Source organism: Candidatus Pantoea soli, from assembly GCF_007833795.1.
GTDB lineage: Bacteria > Pseudomonadota > Gammaproteobacteria > Enterobacterales > Enterobacteriaceae > Pantoea > Pantoea soli.
Map to the genome: position 1 here is coordinate 221,857 of NZ_CP032704.1, position 15,501 is coordinate 237,357.

General features: G+C 54.8%; 14 protein-coding genes and 1 pseudogene. 7 read left to right on the plus strand and 8 right to left on the minus strand.

Going from position 1 to position 15,501, the window contains the following annotated elements:
- Positions 1–731: 731 nt before the first annotated feature.
- On the minus strand, positions 732–1,706 hold the full coding sequence (locus tag D8B20_RS21035; RefSeq protein ID WP_145891981.1) for a ParB family protein: 975 nt from the start codon (positions 1,704–1,706) through the stop codon (positions 732–734).
- The gene (locus D8B20_RS21040; protein WP_065647942.1) at positions 1,703–2,911 is read right to left on the minus strand and encodes an AAA family ATPase; all 1,209 of its coding nucleotides are present in this window, start codon (positions 2,909–2,911) and stop codon (positions 1,703–1,705) included. The genes D8B20_RS21035 and D8B20_RS21040 overlap by 4 nt, the downstream gene beginning before the upstream one ends.
- A 989-nt stretch (positions 2,912–3,900) precedes the next feature.
- On the opposite strand from D8B20_RS21040, the gene D8B20_RS21045 reads away from it, so the two are divergent.
- The gene (locus D8B20_RS21045; protein ID WP_145891983.1) at positions 3,901–4,719 is read left to right on the plus strand and encodes a helix-turn-helix transcriptional regulator; all 819 of its coding nucleotides are present in this window, start codon (positions 3,901–3,903) and stop codon (positions 4,717–4,719) included.
- Here D8B20_RS21045 and D8B20_RS21050 read toward each other — a convergent pair.
- Both D8B20_RS21050 and D8B20_RS21055 read right to left on the minus strand, forming a co-directional pair.
- Positions 4,690–5,328 carry a LysE family translocator gene (locus D8B20_RS21050; RefSeq protein WP_065647944.1) on the minus strand — a complete coding sequence of 213 codons (639 nt, stop codon included), beginning with the start codon at positions 5,326–5,328 and terminating at the stop codon, positions 4,690–4,692. The genes D8B20_RS21045 and D8B20_RS21050 overlap by 30 nt on opposite strands.
- Positions 5,325–6,626: a DUF8614 domain-containing protein gene (locus D8B20_RS21055; protein ID WP_145891985.1), complete on the minus strand. Its 1,302-nt coding sequence runs from the start codon at positions 6,624–6,626 to the stop codon at positions 5,325–5,327. The genes D8B20_RS21050 and D8B20_RS21055 overlap by 4 nt, the downstream gene beginning before the upstream one ends.
- Before the next feature lie 227 nt (positions 6,627–6,853).
- Between D8B20_RS21055 and D8B20_RS21060 the strand changes: the two genes are divergently transcribed.
- The 3 genes from D8B20_RS21060 (at position 6,854) to D8B20_RS21070 (ending at position 8,012) form a co-directional block, all read left to right on the plus strand.
- The gene (locus D8B20_RS21060; protein WP_104189439.1) at positions 6,854–7,126 is read left to right on the plus strand and encodes an AbrB/MazE/SpoVT family DNA-binding domain-containing protein; all 273 of its coding nucleotides are present in this window, start codon (positions 6,854–6,856) and stop codon (positions 7,124–7,126) included.
- 230 nt (positions 7,127–7,356) lie between these two features.
- Complete coding sequence (locus tag D8B20_RS21065; protein WP_065647947.1) at positions 7,357–7,716, plus strand: type II toxin-antitoxin system RelE/ParE family toxin; 360 nt, start codon at positions 7,357–7,359, stop codon at positions 7,714–7,716.
- Positions 7,713–8,012 (plus strand): XRE family transcriptional regulator, encoded by a 300-nt coding sequence (locus tag D8B20_RS21070; RefSeq protein ID WP_065647948.1) that lies wholly within the window; start codon positions 7,713–7,715, stop codon positions 8,010–8,012. The genes D8B20_RS21065 and D8B20_RS21070 overlap by 4 nt, the downstream gene beginning before the upstream one ends.
- Positions 8,013–8,200: 188 nt before the next feature.
- Here the strand turns inward: D8B20_RS21070 and umuC are convergent.
- Positions 8,201–9,238 (minus strand): annotated as a pseudogene (gene umuC, locus D8B20_RS21075) (translesion error-prone DNA polymerase V subunit UmuC); the annotation flags it as partial.
- Between the two features lie 74 nt (positions 9,239–9,312).
- Between umuC and D8B20_RS21080 the strand changes: the two are divergent.
- The 3 genes from D8B20_RS21080 to D8B20_RS21090 all read left to right on the plus strand — a co-directional run bounded on the left by D8B20_RS21080 (position 9,313) and on the right by D8B20_RS21090 (position 12,941).
- Complete coding sequence (locus D8B20_RS21080; protein WP_141496964.1) at positions 9,313–10,296, plus strand: tyrosine-type recombinase/integrase; 984 nt, start codon at positions 9,313–9,315, stop codon at positions 10,294–10,296.
- A gap of 1 nt (position 10,297) precedes the next feature.
- Complete coding sequence (locus D8B20_RS21085) at positions 10,298–12,415, plus strand: tyrosine-type recombinase/integrase (protein WP_141496963.1); 2,118 nt, start codon at positions 10,298–10,300, stop codon at positions 12,413–12,415.
- A gap of 124 nt (positions 12,416–12,539) precedes the next feature.
- A complete protein-coding gene (locus D8B20_RS21090) occupies positions 12,540–12,941 on the plus strand; it encodes a VOC family protein (protein WP_145891987.1) in 402 nt (133 codons plus the stop codon).
- Between the two features lie 126 nt (positions 12,942–13,067).
- Here the strand turns inward: D8B20_RS21090 and crcB are convergent, their stop codons facing one another.
- The 3 genes from crcB to eno are packed head-to-tail and all read right to left on the minus strand — an operon-like array spanning position 13,068 to position 15,488.
- Positions 13,068–13,442, minus strand: coding sequence for a fluoride efflux transporter CrcB (crcB, locus tag D8B20_RS21095; RefSeq protein ID WP_181444804.1), 375 nt, complete (start codon positions 13,440–13,442; stop codon positions 13,068–13,070).
- Positions 13,443–13,453: 11 nt separating this feature from the next.
- A complete protein-coding gene (locus tag D8B20_RS21100) occupies positions 13,454–14,155 on the minus strand; it encodes a 2,3-bisphosphoglycerate-dependent phosphoglycerate mutase (protein WP_145891989.1) in 702 nt (233 codons plus the stop codon).
- Between the two features lie 43 nt (positions 14,156–14,198).
- Positions 14,199–15,488 carry a phosphopyruvate hydratase gene (gene eno / locus D8B20_RS21105; protein ID WP_145891991.1) on the minus strand — a complete coding sequence of 430 codons (1,290 nt, stop codon included), beginning with the start codon at positions 15,486–15,488 and terminating at the stop codon, positions 14,199–14,201.
- Between the last annotated feature and the right edge of the window lie 13 nt (positions 15,489–15,501).

The window sequence follows — 15,501 nt, forward strand, 5'->3', positions numbered from 1 at the left end:
CTATGAAAAGAAATGTGATGAGAGACCTCTCTGAAATTGTCTGAGGTGTTGTGTGCTCACTACCAGTTCGTCATACATTCCCTCTTAAACGATTACTCAGCAGTAATGTCACAGGAAGAGGAGCCAAAATTATGCTCGCATATAAAACCTTAGTCGTATAGGACTGCTAAAAAGTATGCCAAAAATGCTCCCACTTATATTTTAAGCAACTGTTATTAAATAACATTTCTATTTTATCAGGCTTGTCAGTATGTTTTTTGCACAGGCCTGTAAGATATAGAAAGTAACGTTACCTGCACGGCCATCACAACGATCGGACAAGATCTTTCCATTAAGTTGTACATTGAGACGCGACAGATATCCCTTCTCCTATCATTCAAGCTGTGGACAACGAACAGCGGTTCCAGTTAACAGACCATATGGCGTCTTGAATGGTGTAACGCCATTAAAATGGTCATTGTGAGTTTCCCTATCACTCCTGCATGTTTGATCGATGATTCTCTCTAAGCTGAACGTTGAGGATTCAGGGCCAGGCAGATTGTGCTGTTGAGTCAACGGTGAATGCTATGCTGTGCAGAAACAGGATATTCAGGGATGGGAATTTCAGGTTGAAATCTTCCCAGATTGGCGAGATATAACAGCAGGTTAGAGAGGTTTTTTGGTGGGTATCCAATAAAAAGGGGAGATACTCACTGGAGTAACTCCCCTTCTCTTTCACGCTGGATTGAAAATTATTTTGCGAGCATCTTTTCAATTACGGCTTTCACCGCATCATCCAGCTCTGCCTGCCAGGCCGCAGGAAGACGCGAAAACTCATACGTCACAAGGCGCTTTTCGGCGTCCGTTTTTTTCCGCGCAAACTGCTTTTTATCGCTGAATTCCGCTATTTTTTCGGTCACAACTTTCTTCACATCACGCGCTGACTTAGGTTCAGCACTGGCTGCACGAAAGTAACCAATAATCTTTGCCTTAACAGCCGGATCATCGTGCTCAGTGAGCGCATCATGCGCAATACGTTCACGCACGCCCTCAGCCAGTTCCTGGACACTGATTTGCCTGCTCGCCGCTTTCTCTGCAATATCCAGTAAGGTCTTATAGTCGTTAATAGAGAGCTCGCCGACGGAGGGAAAGACCGCAATCATTTCATCGGGTACCGACGCCGCCTGAAAAGCACGCGTGACTTTTGCCGGCGACAGCCCTTCCGCAGCAGCAATGTCAGACTGATTCATATGCTCCGGGTACATCAGCTTAAGGCGATTACCCAGTTCACGCAGTGTGTGCTCTTTTGCCGTCTGAATGTCGATGGCCAGCTGCCGGGCGTCTGAAAGCGACAGCTCATCTTTCGTCACTAACACTTCAAATGGCATACCGCTGTAAAGGCACGCGGCCCTGCGGCGTGAACCGTCCAGGACTTCAATACGCCCGTCTACCTCACGGCCAATAGCCGGAAAGAACTGCTGCAGTTTAATGGTGCGTGAAATATCGCTGACGGATTCTTCAGTTAAAAAGGCCTGATCGCGGCCGTTAATCGTGGCATCCACGTAAGTCTGCGTTTCGATGTCATCATGCAGAATCTTGGTAAGCGTAAACCGCGCGGTGGCACCGGATTTAAGGGTAAACGTACGGGCACTTTCCGTTTCGCTCAGCATTTTGCTGAAGCTGGAGTTACCCAGGGTGCGTCCCATTTTCTTCAGTTCTTTCATTATTGCATCCCTCTGACAAACTCAATCCGTTTAAACACGGCCTGAGTAAAGCGTTCGGCTTCACGTTTGGCATTTTTAAGCGCTTCTGAACTGCCCGGATATGACTGTGGATCAGCACTGACGATGGTGTCGAACGTTTCCCCGCAGCGCTCAAACCCATCCAGTCGGGGCAGCGTGGCGTCCAGGATGTAAGACGTAAACACGTCCCGGGCCAGCCCGTGCGTCATCTCATGATCACGTTTGGACGTCATCTTGGACATGAAGCCGATATTTCCTTTTATACGCGGTGTAATCCCCTCCTCTTCCAGCTGCTCCAGCATATCGGGTAAGCGGGTGAGATATTTCAGGGTTGAGTGGAAGTCCACCTGCGCGGGCGGTGTTGGCGTGAGAAGCAGATCGCTTGCCGCAATGGCATTAAGCATGAATGCATCAAGATGAGGCCCGGTGTCGACAAAGATGAAATCATAGTCGCTTCCCACCCTGTCGATAATGTTTCGGCGCAGGACTTCAGAAGGCAACACGCCGGGCAGGTGTTCCTGAACCAGGCGATCCCACTGACTGGCCACAAACCCATCATCAATGGAAGCCGGAATAATATCCACACCCGGAATGATGGTTGGCTTGATGATTTGTTCTCTGAGCTGTTGCGCATCAAGATCATTCAGCATGGCCTGAGCGGCGGTTTCCACAATTGACCCGATGCTGTTTGCCTGATTCAGGAACATGGTGCTGGATGCCTGCGGATCCAGATCGATAACCAGATTGCGCAAATCATACTGCAGTAAGTCAGGGTGAACGCGTAATCCATGCGCAAGCGTCACGGTACTGACCGTTTTGGAAACCCCACCCTTGAGATTGACGACGAAAATCACAAACGGGCCTTCGCCCTTATGGATGTCGCGGTATTTTGGCACCTTCCGGTGAGCGTAGATATCAACAACGTCCTGAACAGTCAGCGCGTAATGTTTCGCATTACCGGCATCCTTTTTGCCAAATACATGCCCTTTGGATTCCATTTCTTCAATGGCCTGCTCAACAGCACGGCGGCTGAGCTTAGGCAGGTTGGCCACGGCATTACGTGTGAACGTCTGATAGAACTGATCGAGACCGAATTCCTGGCGCTTATCGATAATGTCATCACTCATACTGCGCAACATAGCATTCGCTCTGCGCGCTGTTTCATCCACTCCACCGTAGTTACTTTTCATCATCCGCTCCACTGACAATTAATTTCGCCAGTGTACATTTATGAATGCTTTGTGCAACATTTTTCTGTTTTCAATAAAAAGTTGTACAGGCCGGGTGGTATGATCTTATTGCCTCTTGTTCTGCTTTTACAGGGGATCAGCTAAAAGGCAGCGGGTGAAATGCCGCAAGCCCCTGCCCTTTCCCTGTTTTGCATCTCACATATCTGGGTCTGAAAGCAGAATGAAATTCCCATGCGAATTTCAATGTTAACTACTTGATTTAAAATATTTTTATGGATTTATTTCAATGTGAAATTCCCATGTGGTTTACTGCTCACTCATGGTTTGAACAGAATTTTAACCTGTTTGTCAGGTGGATGGACACACGCAGTTATAAGGCCACGATGAGTAAGCATTACGGGCAGTGAAAAGTAGCCGGGCGTTGATTCACTGCCAACAGATACTACATTCAGCCCCAGACTTGTTGAATCCATAGAAGAAGTGGAAAGCTGATCAGGTCATGGCTCAGCACGCTGGCCTGTTTAACCGCTGCGACGATAACGTGCAGGTGTGTCCTACTCATGAACATAGCAACGGATACTGACCAGACACGAAGTTTCGCAAAGGCGACCGCCCCGGCATAGGGGGGCGCTGACTGTATTGCAGCACCTGTAATTGGATTGGCTGTCAGATAGTCACGCAGCCAGGGAGAGAATGCCTGCTGTCAGGCTGCAGATGAACGCATGTGCACACCACCTTTTGTTTTCACCTGTTCACATGCCAAATTCATCGCTGAAAGCTGGGCTTTGCCCTGCCCTCTTTTATAAAGATTAAAGGAAAGAAATATCGAACGTAAAATACCGACTCAGCATTCCCCGCAAAGATGCTGGTCAGTCTCCTGGACGTTCAGGCACCGTGAAAGCTTTGCCGCGGAGAGTTGAAAAAAGCGGCGGGGAATGGTTTAGTAAACGTTAATAATCATTCACTATTACTGCATAAGGCCCGTTATTTTGTCGCTACAGTCTGCAGAGTGGTTTAGCCGTAACGGCGTGGAATGCTCCCGCGTCAGTGCCTGTAATGCTGGCTTCCCAAAACATCTTCATGATGAGTACGTCATTAGCGCCAACCTGACAGGTGTGGAGGAAATCTGGCTGGCAGGTAAAACCGCGTACGTTAAGAGTGGGCAGGTGACTTTATATAATCCGGGGACCATTCAGGCGTCGCGTTTTGACAGTCAGTCCGTTGATTTTATCAGCGTGCACATGCCTCAGAGCGTTATGAAACTGCTGGCTGATGAGGATAATATACGCAGCGACAGCCATGCGCCCGTTCTGCGCGAAGGCATTATTGAAAACAGACGACTGTTTAATGCGCTGTACCGGTTTGCGGCTTCCGCGCGCGAAGGTGAAGGGGCAAATGAAGAGCAGGAGCTGATGTTGCTGTGCGGCGAACTGCTGGAGACCCCGGCATTTCTGCAGAGCAATGACGAACAGAGGCTCAACGTTGTGATTGAATACCTGAAAGAAAATCTCAGCGTAAAACCCCAGCTGGATAGGCTTGCGCAGATGGCGGGGCTGAGTAAATATCATCTTGTGCGCTTCTTTACCCGACATACGGGTATGCCGCCCCTGCAGTACCATATGCAGCTTCGCCTGCATCACGCTCGCGACTTACTTCGCAGAAACGTTCATCCGCTTGATGCGGCAATAATGCTGGGTTTTTACGATCAGAGTCATTTCATTAATGCCTTTCGAAAAGTAATGGGGACGACGCCCCATCACTATGCTTCGCAGGTCTGCTCAGGCCACCATAAATTCCCGGTATCCTGACACAATCACATAGAGCGCAAAATAGCTGAAGATAAGGGCCGAGGCGATGTAGGAATATTTAAGCAGCCGCTGACCCAGCATCCTGCCGCCGAAGCTCCCGACAAGGCAAAGCACGCATGTCCAGAACATACCCGCTATAAAGAACCCGCTCAGAAACCACGATGTACCAGTCAGGCTATGATGACCCATCCGCGAAATCAGCGCACCGCCCACGGTGGCAAACCACAAGATGGCTGTGGGCGAGGACATGGCTAGTACAACACCCCGTCCGAACTCCCGCAGGAGCGGGCGAGCCTGGTGAGATTCGCTGACATTAAGTTCTGCTGCCTTTCGGTATGCGGCCACCAGCATTTTACCGGCAAACCATAACAGAAGGGCGCCACCGCCTATCCACAGCACCCAGCGGACCACTTCATACTGAAGCAGCACTGCCATGCCTGCCAGCGCCAGTAATGCATAGGCCAGGTCACCGACGCAGGTGCCCATACCCAGCCAGAACCCATGGAAATACCCGCGCTGCATGGCAAGAGTAATCATGGCGATATTGGCAATGCCGATATCGAGACACAGCGATAAACTCAGTAAAAAGCCGTTTGAGAATTCGATCATAATAGAAAACCTTTTATCTTCTGGTCGTATTCAATCATGTCGACCGTTTTGCCAAGCCGGTTGAGCAGCATTGCAGCTTCTTCACGCTGATGATGCGGTGAATAACGTTGCAGGAACTCCCCGGCTTTTCCGGTATCACCCTGAAGAACGGAGCAAGTCATCGCACTGGCCAGCGCGGTTAAAGCCGGTTTAACCGCGGCGAGATCCACTTCATAGTGGGTTCCATTCCAGTACAGGCACTGATGTTCCGTCAGCCATTTAAGCTGAATATACGCCGCCCCGGCATCGGGATAGTCGCAGGGACCACGACGCAGATACCGAAGCATCTCCAGAAGAAACACCCTCAGCTGATGCGTTTCATCCAGCTGCAGTGCCTGTCGGGTATCCTCTGTGAGGCACATCAGCAGGCCAAACACGTCAGCCAGCGCCTCCTGGATGACCATGGATCCCCACCGGTCCTGCTTGCTCAGGCTGCCGAACCTCATTTTTTCAATGACAATGGAATGCCCCAAATCGTGACCTCTGAACCACGCAATCAGGTGACGGGCACAGATGCTGCTTTCCGGAATAACGTTTTGTTGCCAGCCGAGCAGAGAGGCCTGGGTTCGGGCGAAGCGTTCGAACAGGTTAAGATACGTATTTGCAAATACGATGGTGCGTTTTTGAGGTGCGTACTTGACGCCTTCGTCTTCAGGGAAGAAATAAGCAAAGTGTTTGGGATAGCTGTTGGCTTCACCGGCAATCGCAAACAGATCAACGATTTTGTAACGGCAGCCGGGCAGAGCAATCAGCCGCGCATCAATATGGCGCTGCAGCCAGGCCAGGTTATCTGAAAAAAGGTCGTCCACCACATCGGAAACCTCCTGCAGGCCGCGATTAGGTAATCCAAACCATGCGGAATAATGCTGTGCCCTGGATTTACCCACCCATGTCGACATATAACCAATACCCTGCACCAGTTCCTGTTCATCAAGACCGGCTATCTGCGGGAGCAGTTCGCCGGCGGTACGGGGATCGGAAAGCACATCAGCGCGTAGTTGCAATGCTTTTCGGGTGTCCGGGTCAGTAAATTCCCGGGCGAGCTTAAAACAGATAATGCTGAGCTTTTCTTCAACGGACTGAAGCAGAGTGGTACCGGTTCGCGTGGCAACCGGATGAATATGATTTGCTGCATCGGCAAGCCGGGTAGCCTGATGGATAAGGTCCAGCACAGCCGGAGAAAGTGAGTCTGGCAGCGGAATATCCATCATATGAATGTGATATGAATCAGCAGCAGGCCAGAATGGTGTCGTAAACATGAAATTCCCTTCCATAATGATTAACGAGACATTCACTTAACCAGTCCGCATGTTTTCGGTATTGGAAAGAATTGCGCTGTGTCTACAGATCACGTTAACGGACAGGCATACAGCTATTGACAGCGTCTTGTTACTGTCTGAAACCGGCTTTAGCAAACCTCACAGTAAAGTCAAATGCCGCTTGCCTGTCGGCAAACGCTTTTTCTAAGCGGAGGAGGGGAGGAAATATGGCAGACCTGATATTACATCAACAGAACGGTATCCTAGTCATCACGGTTCCGGATGATGTGGCTGTCCGTGCCGGCTGGACGCCTGGTATCCGGCTTAACGTCACCGTTGAGGGTGAGACAGTGTCACTGACACCGGCTTCACGCCTGCCCCGCGGCCGTAAAACGCTGGCGCATCTGCTGTCCGGTATCGATCAGAGTGAGATCAGCTACCTCAACGAAGAAAGTCATGACGGACTTAATGACGCGCCGCAGGGTAAAGAATCAATCTGAGGGTTCTGTGTTCATGGCAGGCACCGTGTTTAGCAGGCCGGGGCCTGACGCTTACCCTGAGCGTATTCAGTCTGGCTGATGTCCGGCATATTGCATTTATACAGCCTGCCACCTGCGCGGATATGAAAACCTGGCGATAAAGGATTTTGGTATAGCAGACAGAGCGCAGTATTGAAAAAATAGACTGTGATATATATGCTGTATAGACTGTAATATATAAAGGTGGGCGTGTGTGGATCGTTGAAACCACGGATTTATTCGCGGAATGGCTCAGAGAGCAGGACAGGGCGATGCAGCTGGATGTGCTTGCCGCACTGAACCTTCTGAAGCAGGAAGGTCCGCATCTTGGCCGGCCGCATGTGGATACGCTTTACGGCTCAAAAATCCCGAACATGAAAGAACTGAGGGTACAGAGCAACGGGCGGCCCGTAAGAGGGTTCTTTGTGTTTGACCCCATGCGTAAAGCGATTGTCCTGTGTGCGGGTAATAAAGAAGGCGCAGATGAAAAGCGCTTCTACAAGACCATGATTAAAACAGCGGAAAATGAGTACCACCGACATCTGGACCAACTGAAACGGAGCGGGAAATGAAAACGCTTGATGACCTGATGGCTGATCTGACACCTGATGAACTCACTCAGGTTCATGAAAAAGTCGCGGCAATGCGACTTGATTCTCAGCTGTATAAACTGCGCGAGGCGCTGTCGAAAACCCAAAAGCAGCAGGCTGAAGCCATGGGTATTGCACAGCCTTCTGTTGCGGCTATTGAAGGGCGCGGTGAAGATCTCAAAATTGCCACGCTCAAACGTTATGTTGAGGCGCTTGGCGGTCAGCTGACAATTGGCGTCAATATGCCTGGCGGTGAGCACGTTGATTTTACCCTCTGAGTGATGCTGATTTCCCGGTGCGTCAGCGTACTGCGCCTGACGCATTTTTCGGCGAGTAACGGCGAGCGATGCCCCTGTGAGTCACGCAAAACAGGGACGTTATGGCTGGCATCAGGGCCTGTCTGAGAAAGCGTTTCCGATACAGGTTCCTGAGAAAAAAACAGGCGAACTCCCGTTTGCCTGCCCGGCTATAATACGCGTGCAACAGGAATGTCAGACCAGCGTGTGGTCCAGGCTGGACTGAGCATCTCCCGCTTCATGTTCCATTCGGTATTCACGCCCTGTCCTGCAAACCACACGTTTCCCAGCCCGGACTGATTAATGCCGTCCAGCACTTTCATGAGCTGCACACTGTTCTTTCGTGGCTGCCTGTCATCAAAGAGATTGAGCTGACTCACTCCGTCCGGAGTAAAGTCATCGAGCATGATGCCCGCTTTCATGTACCGGCGACCTTCGAGCCAGATGCGATCGAGCGATCGCATGGCCACGTCAATAATGTCCCGCGTATCCTGGGTGGGCAGGCTGAGCTTTTCTCCGGCGCTGTTTCCGTAAAACACCTCGTTGACCGCATGCGGCGAGGTGCGAATAAACACGCTGACACGCCGGCAGAACTGCCGCTCGCCCCGGAGCTTTTCGGCCGCTCTTGTCGCGTACAGGCACAGCGCCTGCTGCATGGCGACCTTTGAGGTGATGCGCTCACCAAAAGAGCGGGAGCAGCAAATTTGTTGTTTGGCAGGGGGCAGTTCCTCAAGCGGAATACAGGATTCGCCGTTCAGTTCGCGTACGGTTCTCTCCAGAACCACGTTAAAGTTTTTCCGGATGAGGGCAGGGTGGGCGCGTGCCAGCTGTAGCGCATTATGGATACCCATCAGATTCAGGCGTTTGCCGATGCGACGTCCCACCCCCCAGATTTCTTCCACAGGCTGATTTTCCAGAAGAGTAGCGGTGCGCTTTGGGTTGTCTGGCGTAAGCGCGAGCACGCCCCGAAACTGTGGCCACTCCTTGCTGGCCCACTGTGCTGACTTCGCCAGCGTTTTGGTCGGCCCCATACCAACGCCAATAACCAGCCCGGTGGTATTCATCACATGTGTTCTGAGGCGGCGGCCAAAATGTTCATAATCTTCGCAGCCGTTAATGCCCGTCAGGTCGAGGAACATTTCATCAATGCTGTACTGTTCAACACGGGGTGTCAGTTCTTCCAGGGCTGTCATCACGCGCTGGCTGAGATAGTAAGTTATGTGGAATGCAACATTGAGTGAGTAAACTTTGAGCAGCGATATTGCTGTCAGAGGAGAACACGATGCTGATTCCACCGGATGAACATGCTCTGTTACTGGTAGAGCGCTGGCTGAAGCTTTTATCAGATCTTGGCAGGGCTCAGGCCACACTCTCAGCCTACCGTAATGCCTTAAACCATTATTTTTCGTTCTGCAGTCAGAACGGAATTAAACCTGATAAGGCCCGGTTTGAAGATCTGGCCGCCTACATCAGCCCTCAGTTACCCGGAATGTCGTTCCCCGTGGCCAGCGCCACGCTTCAGCTGCGCCTGTCGGCAATCCGTCTCTGGTATGACTTTCTGATGTACCAGGATCTCTGTCTGATAAATCCGCTGCCCCGCTCCGGCACGCCCGGCACGCTGAGTTCTGGCAGGGGCTTGGTCCCCCGCGTCGTGAAGCTGCCACGGATCCCTGACGATGCACAGTGGCAGTCTTTTCTTTTTCATGCGGCCTCGTCCCCGCTGCGTGACCGCCTGATGCTGGCACTAACCTACTACGGTGCGCTGCGGCGATCTGAAATTACCTCCCTGAGTCTCGAAGACCTCGACTTTGCACACCGGCTTATCCGTATCCGGGCAGAAACCACGAAGAGCCGGCGGGAGCGTATCGTCTGTTACAGCCCGGCCGTTGCACCCGTGCTGGCGGCCCACCTTATGCAGATGAAGCGGGCAGGAATCATCAGAGGTGCCCTGTTTCGTTCTGAGTCGGATCGTAATCAGGGCGCACCGCTCTCATTCTGGACCTGGAGCAAAACGGTACGGGAATGGGCACTGATTTCAGGGCTACCGGATATCTCAACCCATACCTTCCGCCACCTGCGCCTCACACATCTGGCGCGCGCAGGCTGGAAGCTGCACGAGCTGGCTACCTATGCGGGACACCGCGACCTGGCCACTACCCAGATTTACATCCACCTTTCCGGGCGGGATCTCGCCGCCAGGATGGCGGGCGCGATAGAAACGGCAGATCTCAGAATGGCGAACCTCATTTTCAGCGCGGAGAAATAGCATGAGCACTCAAAGACCGATTGAATGCAACTGGCGTCCGTTCGACATGACTGCATACCGGCTTGAAACGTCACTGAGTTCCGCTGAACAGGTGGCGCTGGCCAGCTCTCACAGCCGGTCCGGTATGTCACGCATGGATCCCGTACCAGACCTTATCAGACCGCTGGCGGATATTGCCGCCGCAAGCGGATGCGGCAGAAAAATCACCAGACTTGTAATAACCAGATTGCTGCGTGAAATGCATGTAACCGGCATACCCTGCTGGTGCTGGTCGCAGGAACGCTGGCAGACACTCTGCCGGGAAGTCCGTGATGGCCGGCCGTTAATAGCCGCTTTTGCCTGGCATCTTGCTGATTTGCATGACCCGCTCAGCCTGCCCGATATCCGGAAACCCGCCCTGTATGCCTCAGCTATCTTTGGCCAGGCTTTTTATCACCAGGAGCTGCAACGACTTACCGATACGCTGACGTCGCTGGGATATGCCCCTGCCAGCCAGAAAAATCATGTCTCTGGCATACTGGCCACGCTGATGATCGTGAACAGGGATCCCCGGCTTGAGTCATTTACGCCGGAACTGCTCTGGCAGGTCCAGTCCGGCATGGAGGCAGGGACTTCCCGCTATGTCGGTCGCGTTTCACATGCGCTCGCCGCGCTGGGCATTATCAGCACCCCAATGAGGATGCGAAACTACACGCAGTGGTATGAAAAGCCGGTGGAAGGCATCGATCCGGCCTGGGTACACTGGTGCCGTCGCTGGCGGGAAACGTCGGTGCTCAGGCCCCGCTCCTGCGAAAGCCTGTACAGTTTTATTCTGCGATGCGGCCTCTGGCTGGCAGAAGCGCATCCGGAGGTAAGAGAACCGGCTGACTGGACGATGGAAACCTGCGCCAGCTTTATCGCGGCGGTAGGCCGGATGAATGTGGATGATCTTCAGCTGGGCACTGAAAGGGGCATCCGCAAATCGGTGCGCTCCGGCGAGCCCATGATGCCGCATTCCAGGGCGAATTTTATCTATTCATTGCGCCGTTTTATGATTGATTACGAAAACTGGGGCTGGGGACGCCTGCGTTTCAGCCCTGCCCGTCATCTCTCCACGCCCGATACGCCCCTTTTCCGCCGTGGGGTCAATCCCCGGGTGATCGACGATCCGGTCTGGCTGAAGCTCATCTGGGCCAGCCTCAATCTGCGTCAGGAAGACCTGCTCACTGAAATACACTATCCGCTGGCCATGCTGCAGGCGATGGCCGTTATCTGGACCCATGCAGGGCTGCGGAAAAACGAGTTGCTCCGTCTGACGACAGGATGCATCACGCCGCAGGCGGATGAAATAGTGAAGGAGGACGGCAGCATTATCCCGGCCGGAACGCTGTGCTACCTGCATATCCCTGCCGGAAAAACCTCAAAAGCCTTTGTTAAGCCGGTAGCAGCCGTGGTGAAAAAATACGTCGATCTCTGGCTGGATGAGCGCCCGGCAGAACAGGCAATGTTGGCCGACGATCGGACGGGTGAGAAAGTCCGGCTTCTGTTTCAGTACCGCGGTAAGCCTGCCGGCAGCGCTATCCTCAACCGCACGGTAATACCGATGCTCTGCGCGAGGGCGGGCGTGCCCTCAGAAGACAGCGGCGGAATGATAACCAGCCACCGGGGACGGGCCTCAGCGGTGACGGCACTGGCCAGCGTCCCACAGGGCATGTCGCTGTATGAACTGATGCAGTGGACCGGGCATTCAACGCCCCAGTCCACCATGCATTATATTCGTATCCGTCCGACTCAGCTGGCCGCCTCGTTCGCCAAAGCAGACAGGGTCGCTCACATGATAAGCGTGCTGATTGATCACGACCCTGACGCCGCCAGCCTGACAGGCCCCGCGACGTACTATGATTTGGGTGACTCATACTGCACAAATCCCTTCTGGAGCAGCTGTCAGCACCGGATGGCCTGCATCGGCTGCGATTTCAACCTGCTTAAAGACAGCGCGCGCGGGCTGATACTGGAGAGTAAAGCATCCATCCGGCGTTACCTCGAAGAGGTTCCGCTCACTCCCGATGAGAGAGCCATACTGGAGCAGGATGCTGAAAAGGTTGGGCATGCTCTCACAAGACCGGGGCCACAATCCTGACGGATCAGATGCCTACAATGTCCGGCCTGAGGGTATCGGTGCAGAATCAGTACAGACGACCGAACGTCGTATTGATATAAATTTGATTATAGTGGGCGTGATGCCGTAACTGATGGAGCAGCAGATGAGAAAACAGAAGCGATGTATGGGGTATGTGGCTGTCGTTGTCGATGACTACGATCGTGCAATTGAGTACTACACCGATAAGCTGGGCTTTACCCTGATTGAGGACACGCCGCAGCCGGGTAAGCGCTGGGTCGTCGTGACGCCGGCCCCTGACAGCGACTGTGCTATTCTTCTTGCCCGCGCGTCGAATGACCGGCAGGAAGGCTTTATCGGCAACCAGTGCGGCGGGCGGGTTTTTCTGTTTCTGCAGACCGACGACTTCTGGCGCGATTACAATGCTATGAAGGCAAAAGGCGTCCACTTCTGTCAGGAGCCGCGGGAGGAAGAATACGGAATGGTTGTCGTGTTTGAGGACCTCTATGGTAATCGCTGGGACCTTTACCAGAACAGGCAGACCTGAAACTCTGTCTCGACAGTGTCCCGGATTTAGGGGAAGCATTACAGGCGTAAACCCTGTCGGGTCAGACCTCAGTGCAGCGGTCGCTGCACTGAGGTATCCCCTGGATTAAAGGCCGTACGGTCCGGGTTAACCACACAGCGTCATGATATAAAATCCGGCCGCCGTCATGACCAGCGAACCCAGCACGTGTATCAGCACCGAGGCGGCTGCCCAGGCATAGCTGCCGGACTGCAGCAGGGCAAAAACCTCAGCTGAAAATGTGGAGAAGGTCGTCATTCCGCCACACAGCCCGGTGGTAATGAGCAGCCGCCAGGCCGGATCGAGGCCGGGATGGCGCAGAAAATACGCCAGCGCCGCCCCGATGATAAATCCACCCAGCAGGTTGACCAGCAGCGTCCCCGGCGGCAGGTCCGGAAAAAGCGCGTTCAGGCGTGCGCCCAGCTGCCAGCGGATTACACACCCTAAAGCACCGCCGGTGATGACGGCAAAAAGCTGATTCACGTTCACTCCTGTTATTTTTTTATATTCAGAGCATCACGGGACACGACCTGTGCGGCCGCATCCATCTGGTATACCGCCGGCACGCCGGTCGGGATATGCAGCTGTGCCACGCTGTCGTGGGGCATGCCGTCCAGAAAGGCGGTCAGGGCGCGCAGCGTGTTGCCGTGCGCCACGATCAGAACGGTACTTCCGCAGCGCAGCTGTGGCACCACAACGTGGTGCCAGTACGGCATGACGCGACGCAGGGTCATTTCCAGGCTTTCCGTTGCAGGCAGGTCGGCCAGCGCAACGCGGCGGTAGCGCGGGTCCCGACGCAGCTGAGCCGGCGCCTCCGTGTCCGCGGGAGGAATACCGCTGAAGCTTTTGCGCCAGAGCCGGACGGTCTCTGCGCCCATCAGCCGGGCAGCCGCGTCCTTGTTCAGCCCCTGCAGCGCACCGTAGTGCCGCTCGTTCAGCCGCCAGTTTTTTTCCACGGGCGTCCAGCTGCGGTCAATACGGTCCAGCACCCGCCAGACCGTATGAACACAGCGCGTCATCACCGAGGTGAAGACCCGGTCGGGCATCAGGCCCGCTGCCCGCAGCGCGTCACCGGCCCGGTCGGCCTCCTGCCGCCCCCGGTCCGTCAGCGGCACGTCCGTCCATCCGGTAAATCGGTTTTCCCGGTTCCACTGGCTTTCGCCGTGGCGCAGGAGGATCAGCGTTGCTGGTGCCACAGGCAGTGCTCCCGTGCCGGGCGCGGACCGTCCGGCGGATGCTTTACGTGCGGCGCACAAACGCATGAAGCCCCGCGTAGTGCGCATCGTCACCCAGCGCCTGCTCGATGCGCATCAGCTGGTTGTACTTTTCCACGCGTTCGCCGCGGCACGGCGCGCCGGTTTTCAGGTGTCCCGCGCGCAGTGCCACCGTCAGGTCGGCAAGGAACGTGTCCGTGGTTTCCCCGCTGCGGTGGGACATGAACGCGCCCCAGCCGTGCCGCTGGCAGAGCGCCACGGCGTCCAGCGTTTCGCTGAGCGAGCCTATCTGATTGAGCTTAATCAGCGCGGCGCTGGCGAGGTTTTCGTCTATGCCGCGCTGAATGTACTTCACGTTGGTGACAAAAAGGTCGTCGCCAACCAGCTCGGCCCGGCCCGCGAGCTGCTGGTGCAGATGCTTCCAGCCCGCCCAGTCGTCCTCGGCCAGGCCGTCTTCCAGCAGGATGACCGGAAACTGGTCCATCAGCTCGCCGTAGTACGCCGTCATTTCCGCCGCGCTCAGCGCGCTGCCCTCGGTGCGCAGATGATACTGACCGTCAGCGTAAAACTCACTTGAGGCGGGGTCCATGCAGATGCTGATGTCCTCTCCGGGCCGGTATCCCGCCTTCTCAATCGCCTGTACGATAAACGCCAGCGGGTCGCGGTTCGACGACACGGCGGGCGCAAAGCCGCCTTCGTCTCCCACTGCCGCCGAGAGGTTTTTGTCCAGCAGGATCTGGCGCAGCGCCTGATAGACCTCGCTGCCCTGACGTACGGCCTCGCGCAGCGTGGGCGCGCCGTGCGGGGCTATCATAAACTCCTGGAAGTCCGCGCCCTGACCGCGGGCGTGCACGCCGCCGTTGATGATGTTCATGCACGGCACGGGCAGCAGGTTCGCCTGCAGGCCCCCCAGGTAGCGCCACAGCGGCTCGTGCGAGGCCTGAGCCGCCAGCCGGGCCACCGCCAGCGACACGCCCAGAATGGCATTGGCACCCAGGCGACTCTTGTTCTCCGTGCCGTCCAGCGCCAGCATGATGTTGTCCAGCTGACGCTGCTCGCGCACGTCGCTGCCGCGCACGGCCTGGCAGATTTCCGTATTAACCGCCCTGACGGCATCCAGAACGCCTTTGCCGCCAAAACGGTGTGCGTCACCGTCGCGGCGCTCTGCGGCCTCGCGCGACCCGGTGCTGGCCCCGGAAGGCACCGAGGCGCGCGCCATCATCCCGTCCGCGGTCCGGGCTTCGACTTCAACCGTGGGGTTGCCGCGCGAGTCAAGAATTTCCCGGGCGGTCACGTTATCCAGTGTAAAACGCATGGTATTTCTCCCG

Bases quoted from the DNA above. Each gene is read 5' to 3' on its own strand.
- D8B20_RS21040 (WP_065647942.1), bottom strand. From the start codon at position 2,911: ATGAAAAGTAACTACGGTGGAGTGGATGAAACAGCGCGCAGAGCGAAT.
- D8B20_RS21050 (WP_065647944.1), bottom strand. From the start codon at position 5,328: ATGATCGAATTCTCAAACGGCTTTTTACTGAGTTTATCGCTGTGTCTC.
- D8B20_RS21055 (WP_145891985.1), bottom strand. From the start codon at position 6,626: ATGTTTACGACACCATTCTGGCCTGCTGCTGATTCATATCACATTCAT.
- D8B20_RS21060 (WP_104189439.1), top strand. From the start codon at position 6,854: ATGGCAGACCTGATATTACATCAACAGAACGGTATCCTAGTCATCACG.
- D8B20_RS21070 (WP_065647948.1), top strand. From the start codon at position 7,713: ATGAAAACGCTTGATGACCTGATGGCTGATCTGACACCTGATGAACTC.
- D8B20_RS21080 (WP_141496964.1), top strand. From the start codon at position 9,313: ATGCTGATTCCACCGGATGAACATGCTCTGTTACTGGTAGAGCGCTGG.
- D8B20_RS21085 (WP_141496963.1), top strand. From the start codon at position 10,298: ATGAGCACTCAAAGACCGATTGAATGCAACTGGCGTCCGTTCGACATG.
- D8B20_RS21090 (WP_145891987.1), top strand. From the start codon at position 12,540: ATGAGAAAACAGAAGCGATGTATGGGGTATGTGGCTGTCGTTGTCGAT.
- eno (WP_145891991.1), bottom strand. From the start codon at position 15,488: ATGCGTTTTACACTGGATAACGTGACCGCCCGGGAAATTCTTGACTCG.